Genomic DNA, 9,685 nt, shown 5'->3' with positions numbered 1-9,685 from the left:
TTTGCCTGGCTGGAGAAGAACCGCAGGCTGTGGAAGAACTGCGAGCGCCTGCTCAACACCAGCCTGCAGTTCATCCACTTGGCGTTCTTGGCGTTGCTACTCAGGAGATCGTAAACAGGTTCTAAGACGGATGATGGCGTCGAAATGCGTCGATAGCCGGTCGAACACGGTCGCCTGCCGGTCGCGAAAAGCGGCCAGTTGCTCGCGCTCAGCATCGATCTTTGTGGCCATCTCGGTGGCCTGCCTTTGGGCGTACTCCCATGCATCCCAATCTGCACTCAAGCGCTGGATGTCGTCCAGCAGGCGGCGGGCGTTAAACCAGGCCGACGAGCGTTGCGTACTGAGCTTTTCGGCTTTGCTCAAATCTTGCCGAAGGGTGTCTCTGGCCGTGCGTGCTGCTGGCAGTTGCTGGTTCAGCACTGTGATGGCAGCCTGCACGTCATCAACAACAGCCTGCTGCTGGCTGACCTTCTGGGTTACGGCCTCATGTCTGCGCTTCAGCCCCTCCAGATCGGTTAGCTTGTGCGACAGCTTGCATCCCTCAGCCTTGATCCGATCGATAGGCACTTCGCAAATCTGGCACACAGGCACTTCCGCCTCGCGAAGTCGCACGGAAATCAGCGGCAACTCAGCCTTGTACTGGCGCAGCAACTCCTGGTTGAGAGGCAAACTGCTCTGCAGGACGGCCAGCTTACTGCTCAGTTCCGACACCTGTTTTTCGGCTTCACGGCTGCGTTGCCGCAGTTCGTCCAGGTTGTACACGTCCGCACCCGGGCTGACCCGGCTTACCTTGGCCAGATGCTGACGCGCGGCCTGATTCAGTGACTCGATGCCCAGCTTTCCTTCGGGCACGTCATCCGATGTGAGGCCCAGGGCCTGGGTGATACTGAGCCGCGTTCTGCCAAAAGCCCACTCCCTGCGCGCGCTTTCTTGCAGATGAGCTTTGTGGGTCTCCGTCTTGGCCGACACCGACTCCTGCAGTGCGATCTCGTCCGTGGCGATGGCGCCGATCAGCACGCGCATGGCGTCTAGCAGACGCCCCTTGGACATGGCCCGCACGGGGGATTCGGAATCCGACTCGGCCGCGCGCCAATCCAGCACGTGGTCAAAACGGCACTCCTGATCTCGAGTCAGCCAGGCCACCCTTGAACTCATCGATGCTGGCGATGAGCTTCAGGACTTCCGGGGTGATCTGGATGGCATGGGCGGCGATCATTGCGCCAATACTACATCCAATTACACCCAATAATTCCCATGGTGGCAGCTTCAGGATTCACCAGATCGCAATCGGCGCTAGGCTCATGGTTCCGTTCGCCCGAATCGCGACTACTTGACGCGCCACAGGCACGGCGGTTCGGCTGATGCTGCGGTCAGCGCATGTCCAAACCACGGTCCACCTGCCCACGTAGCCGGGTTCGCCACAGCAACCGGCCAAGCACCCTACAGGGCACGTACAGCAAGCTGAGCGGAACAGTCAACAGCAGGCGCCGCACATCCCAACTGGCAGCCAGGATGGCGCTCGTGACGAAGATGCCGACCGCTGCCAGCGCATCGCAGCGGCGAAGCAGCAGTGGGGGGCAGCGTCGATGAAATTGACCCGTCGGCCGGTGCTCAGGTTCACCAGGCCGACGACCAGTTCTGAAGGACTTCGAGGCGATGCCGCTCCAGTATGCAGAGGTGCGTAGGGGCGAATGCATTGCCGAGTGGTCCGGGGGACTTTTCCGAGAGATATCGGCAATTTCCATCGAGATTGGTGGCGCAGTGCAAATCTGCGGCTTGATCTAGTGCATGCCACGCCCTCCGTCTTTTGCGGCAGCTTCAGAGCGTGTTGGCAGCATGCGTTCTTTGTTTGGCTTGAGCACGTGTGTCCATATCTGAAAGCAATGCAGCCCAGCGCGACAAGGCCATCGTTTGCTACTGTCGGTGCCCCAGCAGACACGATCCGCGTGAGTACATCGTCGATGTGGATGGGGCGGATTTCGTCGACAGGAAGCCTCCCGATGGCTGGCTTGATGTGTCGGCGGATCACCCGCTCGACATTCTCGGGGTGCTTGTACCGCGGTTCGATCTCCCGTTCGTACCAGAGACGGGCAAGCGAAGAGACGTTGTGCGTCTCTCGGGCTTTCAGCTTCTCGCGGCGCTTGAGAGCTGCTACATCCACTCCTTGCTGGATGAGTGCCCGATCACGCAGAGCGATTTCCCTGGCTTCCTTGAGCGAGATGTCGGGGTATCGGCCCAGCACTTTCTCCTTCTGTCGACCGCCAAACCGATAGCACAGGATCCAGGACGCTCGCCCTGATCTGGAACTGGCCTCGGAGGCCACAAACATCAGACCGTTGCCGACGCTTCGGTCGACCGGTCCTGCGTTCAGCCAAGATCTCAGTGTCAGGTCTGTGACCAGCTTGGCCTTTTGTTCAATGGGTGGCATGGCGGACCTCGTAAACAATGCTGCGCGCGACGAGCCTGCTGGGCAGGCCCGTCGAGATTCCGGGGAAATAGTCACCTCAAGGGGTGAAGAGCGCAACGGTCGGCGGGCATATGCCACGCGCAAATGTCTGCCTATGAGGGCAAATTGGGTGGAAGGCGAATGGGCGTTTTGCCGATGCGGCCAGCCGCACGGCACCCGGACTCCACGCCGTCGCGCATTTGCCTCAGCGAGAGCGCTTGGACACGGGCTTCAATGATTTATCCAGCAGGAAGTACGCGTTTTAGTGAAACGTGGTGGGACTTCATGAGCGTCCCATTGGGGCGAAATGAGTCTCGTAGCTGCTGAAAAATGATGGGTAAGCCGAAAATATGGGACTACATGGCACTACATGGGGCACTACTCAATGTTTTGCACCTGCTCGCGCATCTGCTCGATCAGCACCTTCATGTCCACGCTGATGCGCGTGAGGTCCATGGCGGCGGACTTGGAGCCCAGGGTGTTGGCCTCGCGGTGCAGTTCCTGGATCAGGAAGTCCAGGCGCTTGCCGACCTCGCCGCCCTTCTTGAGCAGGCGCTCGATCTCGTCCAGGTGCGACTGCAGGCGCGTGATTTCCTCGGCCACGTCGATGCGTATGGCGAAGGCCGTGGCCTCGCTGAGGGCGCGGTCCTGCGCGGCCTCGGGGACGGCGGCGCCCTCGGCCAGCTGCATGGCCTCGCGCCAGCGCTCCATGAAGCGCTGGCGCTGCTGCCCCACCAGCTGCGGCACCAGGGGGGCAGCCTGCAAGGCCAGGGCGCGCAGCTGCGCCAGGCGGTCCTGCAGCATGGCGGCCAGGCGCTCGCCCTCGCGCTCGCGCGCGGCCACCATGTCGTCGAGCGCCCCTTGCGCCAGCTCCAGCATGGGCGCGCTCCAGTCCTGCGCGGGCGCGCCCGCGTTCGCGCACAGGCGCAGGGCCTCCGCGACGGTCAGGGGCGCCGCATCGGGCAGCCACGCGCGCACGGCATCCTGCACGGCCTCCAGGCGCTGCAGCAACCGGGGCGTGGGCTCGGCCAGGGCGGCGGATTCGTCGGTGTCCACGAAGGCCCGCACTTCGACCTTGCCGCGCTTGAGCTGCTGCGTGAGCAGGGCGCGCAGCGCGGGTTCCTGGGCGCGCAGTTCGTCGGACAGGCGCAGTGAAAGGTCCAGGAAGCGGCTGTTGACGGAACGTATTTCCAGGCCCAGGCGGCGTGCGCTGCCGGCCCTGTCCTCGGCCTCTGGGGCCATGGCGAGCTGCACGCTCGCGTATCCGGTCATGCTGTAAACTGGCATTGGACTTTTCGGTGGTTGGTAGCTTGCGATCCGGCGATTATCCGGGCTCCCTTCCACGCCCGCGTCCGCACCCTGCTGTCTATGTCAAAAGTCAAACCGGCCCCCTTGCTCCCCGATACCGTCATTGGCGGCTATCGCGTGGTGCGCAAGCTGGCGGCGGGCGGTTTCGGCGTGGTGTACCTCGCGATGGACGCCGAGGGCCAGCAGGTGGCCATCAAGGAATACCTGCCCGCCTCCCTGGTCACACGCGAGCCCGGCGAGCTGCTGCCCAAGGTGCCGCCCGAGAAGCTGTCGCTGTACCGCCTGGGCCTCAAGAGCTTTTTCGAAGAGGGGCGCTCGCTGGCGCAGATCTCGCACGCGTCCGTCGTGAGCGTGCTCAATTTCTTCCGCGAGAACGAGACCGTCTACATGGTGATGAACTACCTGGAGGGCGCGTCCCTGCAGGATTTCATCATCACCGCGCGCGACCTCAAGGCGCAGAAGGTGTTCCGCGAGTCCACCATCCGCTCGCTGTTCGACGAGGTGCTGCGCGGCCTGCGCATCGTGCACCAGCACAAGATGCTGCACCTGGACATCAAGCCGGCCAACATCTTCATCACCGACGACAACCGGGCCGTGATGATCGACTTCGGCGCCGCGCGCGAGGTGCTGTCCAAGGAGGGCAACTTCATCCGCCCGATGTACACGCCGGGCTTCGCCGCCCCCGAGATGTACCGCCGCGACGCGCAGATGGGCCCGTGGACCGACATCTACGCCATCGGCGCCTGCATCTATGCGTGCATGCAGGGCTTTCCGCCCAACGAGGCGCCGCAGCGCCAGGACAAGGACCGCCTGACGCTGGCGCTGCACAAGCTGCGGGGCATCTACTCGGACAACCTCATCGAGGTGGTGGAATGGTGCATGGCGCTCGATCCGCTGTCGCGCCCGCAATCGGTGTTCGCGCTGCAAAAAGAGCTCTCGCGCGAGGGCGAGCGCCGCTACACCAAGCTGACGGTGGCCGAGAAGATGCGCATGCAGATCGACTCCCTGGTGGCGGATACGCGCAAGAACCTGCAGAAGACCGGCGAAGCCACCCGCCCCGGCGCGCGCTCCAAATGAAGTTCTCCGTCTTCCAGCTCAGTCGCCGCGGCGGGCGCGAGAAGAACGAGGACCGTATGGGCTACTGCTACACGCGCGCGTCGGCGCTCTTCGTGCTGGCCGATGGCATGGGGGGCCACCCCAAGGGCGAGGTCGCCGCGCAGATCGCCATCCAGACCGTGTCCGCCATGTTCCAGCACGAGGCCAGGCCCGTGCTCGATGACGTGCCCGGATTCCTTTCGTCCGCGCTGCTGGCCGCGCACAACCAGATCCTGAGCTACGGCGACCACAAGGGCATGCTGGACACGCCCCGCACCACGCTGGTCGTGGCCGTGGCGCAGGGCGGCTGCGCCCACTGGATCCACTGCGGCGACTCGCGCCTGTACCTGGTGCGCGGCGGCGAGCTGCTCATGCGCACGCGCGACCACTCCTACCAGGAGTTGCGCAACGCCGCCATGGCCGGCCCGGGGCATGTCAATCGCAACGTGCTGTTCACCTGCCTGGGCTCGCCCACCAAGCCGTTGTTCGACACCGCCGGCCCTGTGCCGCTGCAGCAGGGCGACCGCCTGCTGCTGTGCTCCGACGGCCTGTGGAGCCAGCTGGACGACGCCGCCATCGCGCGCCAGATCGCGCGCCAGGCCGTCTCCCACGCGGTGCCCGACCTGGTCGAGGACGCCCTGCGCCGGGGCGGCGACGCCAGCGACAACGTCACCGTGGTGGCCATGGAGTGGGAGACGCCCAACACCTGCGAACCCGCGCAGGCCGTGACCACCGACAGCATCAGCGACGAGGTGTTCGCCTCCACGATCCAGGCCGGCCCGCTCGAAGGCTTCGCGGACGACCTGGACGACGCGGCCATCGAACGCTCGATCGCCGAGATCAACGAAGCCATCAGGCGCACCGCCGCGCGCAAGGCGTAGGCGGCGCGCGCTTGGCCGGCACGCCCCCTGCCGCAGCGGCAGCCCTTTTCCGACTGGAACCGACCCCATGGACCCCACCACCTCCTTCGCCCGCAGCGGCGGCCGCGCCCCCGACGAGCTGCGCCCCATCCGCATCACGCGCCGCTACACCATGCACGCCGAGGGCTCGGTGCTCATCGAGTTCGGCAACACCCGCGTGCTGTGCACCGCCTCGGTCGAGGAAAAGGTGCCGCCGCACAAGCGCGGCTCTGGCTCCGGCTGGGTGACGGCCGAATACGGCATGCTGCCGCGCTCCACCCACACCCGCAGCGACCGCGAGGCCGCGCGCGGCAAGCAGAGCGGGCGCACGCAGGAGATCCAGCGCCTCATCGGCCGCAGCCTGCGCGCGGTGTTCGACCTCAAGGCCCTGGGCGAGCGCACCCTGCAGATCGACTGCGACGTGATCCAGGCCGACGGCGGCACGCGCACGGCCGCCATCACCGGCGCCTGGGTGGCGGCGCACGACGCCGTGGGCACGCTGCTGGCCGCCGGCAAGATCGCCGCATCGCCCATCACGGGCGCGGTGGCGGCCGTGTCGGTGGGCATCGTGCAGGGCCAGCCGCTGCTGGACCTGGAATACGTGGAGGACGTGGCCTGCGACACCGACATGAACGTCGTCATGACCGGCGCCGGCCACTACGTGGAGGTGCAGGGCACGGCCGAGGGCGCCGCCTTCTCGCGCCGCGAAATGGACCAGCTGCTGGCCCTGGCCGAGAAGGGCATCGCCGAACTGGTGCTGCTGCAGCAGGAATCGCTGCACAATTGATAGCCATTGGCGCCTGATACACAAGCGCTGGAAGCCATTTTGACCATGAAACTCGTTCTCGCATCCAACAACCGCGGCAAGCTCGCCGAGCTGCAGGCCATGCTGGCGCCGCTGGGCGTCGAACTCGTCGCCCAGGCCGAGCTGGGCGTGGGCGAAGCCGAGGAGCCCTTCCACACCTTCGTCGAGAACGCCCTGGCCAAGGCGCGCTTCGCCAGCGCCCACACGGGCCTGCCCACGCTGGCCGACGACGCCGGCCTGTGCGTCGAGGCCTTCGGCGGCCAGCCCGGCGTGCAGACGGCCTACTACGCCACGCAGTTCGGCTACGACAAGGGCGACGCCAACAACGTGCGCGCGCTGCTCGAACAGATGGAGGGCATCGAGGACCGCCGCGCCGCCATGGTCAGCACCCTGGTGGCCGTGCGCAGCCCGCAGGACCCCGAGCCGCTGATCGCCGTGGGCCGCGTGGCCGGAGAGATCGCGCGCGCGCCGCGCGGCGCGGGCGGCTTCGGGTTCGACCCGGTGATGTACATCCCCGCCTTCGGCAAGACCTTTGCCGAACTGCCCGCCGAGGTCAAGAACGCCCACAGCCACCGCGGCCGCGCGGCGCAGCAGATGCTGGCGCTGATGCGCGAGCACTGGTTTTCGGGCGCATCAAAAAAATGAGTGCCTGGCGCTTGCTGCACAAGGATTTCAAATAGTTTTTCACCTGAGACCCTTATGCAGAAAGCGCCAGCAGCTATGTTTTCCATACCGCCATGAGCATCCCCATCACCCCCGCCGCACAGCCGGGCGCCGCCCTGCACGACGTGCAGCACTACATGCGCCCCGGCCTGCTGCAGCTCACCAGCCTGCCGCCGCTGTCGCTGTACGTGCACCTGCCCTGGTGCCTGCGCAAATGCCCGTACTGCGACTTCAACTCGCACCAGGCGCCCGGCGGCGAACCCCTGCCCGAGGCGCGCTACACGGCCGCGCTGGTGGCCGACCTGGAGGCCGACCTGCCCCTGGTCTGGGGCCGCACGGTGCACAGCATCTTCATCGGCGGCGGCACGCCCAGCCTGTTCTCGCCCGAGGCCGTGGACCGGCTGCTGGGCGACATACGCGCGCGCCTGCCCCTGGATGCCGGCTGCGAAGTCACGCTGGAGGCCAACCCCGGCACCTTCGAGAAAGAGCGCTTTAGCGCCTACCGCGGCGCGGGCGTCACGCGCCTGTCCATCGGCGTGCAGAGCTTCAACGACCGGCACCTCAAGGCCCTGGGCCGCGTGCACGACCGTGCCCAGGCCCTGGCCGCCGTGGAGGAAGCCGCGCAGGCGTTCGAGACCTTCAACCTCGACATCATGTACGCCCTGCCCGGCCAGACGCCGGCCGAGCAGGAGCAGGACATGCGCCAGGCCCTGGCATTGGCGCCGCCCCACGTCTCCATCTACCACCTGACGATCGAGCCCAACACCTACTTCGCCAAATACCCGCCGCGCCTGCCCGAGGACGACCAGGCCTACGCCATGCTCGACCGCATCACCGAGCTGACCACGGCCGCGGGCCTGTCGCGCTACGAAGTCTCGGCCTACGCGCGCGAGGGCCACCAGTGCCTGCACAACCGCAACTACTGGCAGTTCGGCGACTATCTCGGCATAGGCGCGGGCGCGCACAGCAAGCTCAGCTTCGCGCACCGCATCGTGCGCCAGGCGCGCCTGCGCGACCCGCAGCTCTACATGGCCGGCGCCCTGGCCGGCCGCGCCATCGCGCAGGACGAGGACGTGCGCCGCGCCGACCTGCCGTTCGAATTCATGCTCAATGCGCTGCGCCTGCGCGAAGGCTTCGCGCTGCAGGACTTCACGGAGCGCACCGGCCAGCCGCTCACGGCCATCGCCCAGGGCCTGCAGCAGGCCGAGGCCCGGGGCCTGGTCACGCGCGACATGGGGCACGTGCGCCCCACCGAGCGCGGGTTCGACTTCCTCAGCGACCTGCAGGCCCTGTTCCTCGCGGATTGAGCAACCGTCTTGTTTGTCAAGCGCTATGCATCGTCGAATCCCACATCGAGCCATGTTTTGCGATGGCGTTGAGCATGGTGAGCAGCTTGCGCATGCATGCCACCAGGGCGACCTTCTTGCGCTTGCCGGCGACCAGCAGACGCTCGTAGCAGGCTTTGAGTGCCGGGTTGTAGCGCACGGCCGTCAGCGTAGCCATGTACAGCGTGCGCCGCACATCGGCACGCCCTCCCCAGATGCAGCGTTGGCCGCGCATCTGGCCCGAGTCCCGGTTCAAAGGCGCCACGCCCACCAGTGCAGCAATGCGGCGCCTGTCGAGCTTGCCCAACTCGGGCAATTCGGCCAGCAGCACGGCCACGCTGGCAGCACCGATGCCCGGCACGCTGGCCAGCGCCTGGGCCAACTGGGCGTGATGATGCTGCACATGTGCGGCCACCTCGGCCTCGCTGTCGCCCAGTTCCTGCTTGAGGAACACGATGACCCGCTCGATGCTCGGGCGCGCGGCCGCATGCGCCAAGCGCAGGCGCTGGCGTTCGGCTGTCAGCATCTGCACCAGCTGGCGCCGACGCAGCACCAAGGCTTGCAACTGCTGCAGTTCGGCGTCGGCCAGCGGCTTGACGAAGCGCTCGCGCTCAGGGTGCTGGTGCAGCACACGGGCGAAGGCTGCCAGCATGCGCGCGTCCAGCGCGTCGGTCTTGGCCAGAGCGCCCATCGCACGGGCAAAGTCGCGCGCCGTGCGCGGGTTGACCACGGCCACTGCCAGGCCCGCGGCCTGCAGCGCACAGGCCGCCTCGAACTCGTAGCCACCCGTGGCTTCCAGCACGATCAGCTCAGGCGCCAAGGCCGATACCTGGCTGAGCAGTTGCTCAATGCCACTGGCGTCGTTGGCGACCTGCCAAGTCTTGGCCTGGTTGCTGCTAGCGACCTCCAGCGTCTGACTGGAAACATCGATACCGATAAAAACAGAGTCGGACACGTCCTCTCACTCCCATCCTTGTCTATGCGAACTTCAAGTTCCTACAACCGTTCGGGCTGCAGTGAACCGCCCCGGCTTTCAAGGAGGCCGATTGGTTTAAGTTGACACCTCTGTCGAGGTGTCGCTGACGGCGAGTTGCCTCCAGTAGTTTGCCTCAGCTTCTGCCGGAGGGATGCCCCCAATCGGCGT

The 9,685-nt window shown here is 66.1% G+C and carries 9 protein-coding genes and 1 pseudogene; 6 read left to right on the top strand and 4 right to left on the bottom strand.

Annotated elements, in window-relative coordinates:
* Nucleotides 1-114, top strand: a pseudogene (locus tag ACX12L_RS22400) (IS5/IS1182 family transposase); the annotation flags it as partial.
* Here ACX12L_RS22400 and ACX12L_RS22395 read toward each other — a convergent pair.
* From ACX12L_RS22395 to ACX12L_RS22385, 3 genes are all read right to left on the bottom strand, one after another.
* Nucleotides 97-1,143: a hypothetical protein gene (locus ACX12L_RS22395; protein WP_459264514.1), complete on the bottom strand. Its 1,047-nt coding sequence runs from the start codon at nt 1,141-1,143 to the stop codon at nt 97-99. The pseudogene ACX12L_RS22400 and the gene ACX12L_RS22395 overlap by 18 nt on opposite strands.
* 331 nt (nt 1,144-1,474) lie before the next feature.
* Nucleotides 1,475-2,329 carry a tyrosine-type recombinase/integrase gene (locus ACX12L_RS22390; protein ID WP_459264515.1) on the bottom strand — a complete coding sequence of 285 codons (855 nt, stop codon included), beginning with the start codon at nt 2,327-2,329 and terminating at the stop codon, nt 1,475-1,477.
* 495 nt (nt 2,330-2,824) lie between these two features.
* On the bottom strand, nt 2,825-3,718 hold the full coding sequence (locus tag ACX12L_RS22385) for a YicC/YloC family endoribonuclease (RefSeq protein WP_459264513.1): 894 nt from the start codon (nt 3,716-3,718) through the stop codon (nt 2,825-2,827).
* Nucleotides 3,719-3,814: 96 nt separating this feature from the next.
* On the opposite strand from ACX12L_RS22385, the gene ACX12L_RS22380 reads away from it, so the two are divergent.
* From ACX12L_RS22380 to hemW, 5 genes are all read left to right on the top strand, one after another.
* A complete protein-coding gene (locus ACX12L_RS22380) occupies nt 3,815-4,831 on the top strand; it encodes a serine/threonine protein kinase (RefSeq protein ID WP_459264512.1) in 1,017 nt (338 codons plus the stop codon).
* The gene (locus ACX12L_RS22375) at nt 4,828-5,730 is read left to right on the top strand and encodes a PP2C family protein-serine/threonine phosphatase (protein WP_459264511.1); all 903 of its coding nucleotides are present in this window, start codon (nt 4,828-4,830) and stop codon (nt 5,728-5,730) included. The genes ACX12L_RS22380 and ACX12L_RS22375 overlap by 4 nt, the downstream gene beginning before the upstream one ends.
* Before the next feature lie 67 nt (nt 5,731-5,797).
* Nucleotides 5,798-6,535, top strand: a complete 738-nt coding sequence (gene rph, locus ACX12L_RS22370) for a ribonuclease PH (protein ID WP_459264510.1) — start codon at nt 5,798-5,800, stop codon at nt 6,533-6,535.
* Nucleotides 6,536-6,580: 45 nt separating this feature from the next.
* Nucleotides 6,581-7,198, top strand: a complete 618-nt coding sequence (gene rdgB, locus ACX12L_RS22365; protein WP_459264509.1) for an RdgB/HAM1 family non-canonical purine NTP pyrophosphatase — start codon at nt 6,581-6,583, stop codon at nt 7,196-7,198.
* 92 nt (nt 7,199-7,290) lie between these two features.
* The gene (gene hemW, locus ACX12L_RS22360; RefSeq protein WP_459264508.1) at nt 7,291-8,523 is read left to right on the top strand and encodes a radical SAM family heme chaperone HemW; all 1,233 of its coding nucleotides are present in this window, start codon (nt 7,291-7,293) and stop codon (nt 8,521-8,523) included.
* 16 nt (nt 8,524-8,539) lie between these two features.
* Here the strand turns inward: hemW and ACX12L_RS22355 are convergent, their stop codons facing one another.
* A complete protein-coding gene (locus tag ACX12L_RS22355) occupies nt 8,540-9,496 on the bottom strand; it encodes an IS110 family RNA-guided transposase (protein ID WP_459264507.1) in 957 nt (318 codons plus the stop codon).
* Nucleotides 9,497-9,685: the final 189 nt, after the last annotated feature.

The organism is Alicycliphilus sp. T452, assembly GCF_054512775.1.
This window is presented reverse-complemented; position numbering and strand designations above follow the sequence as displayed.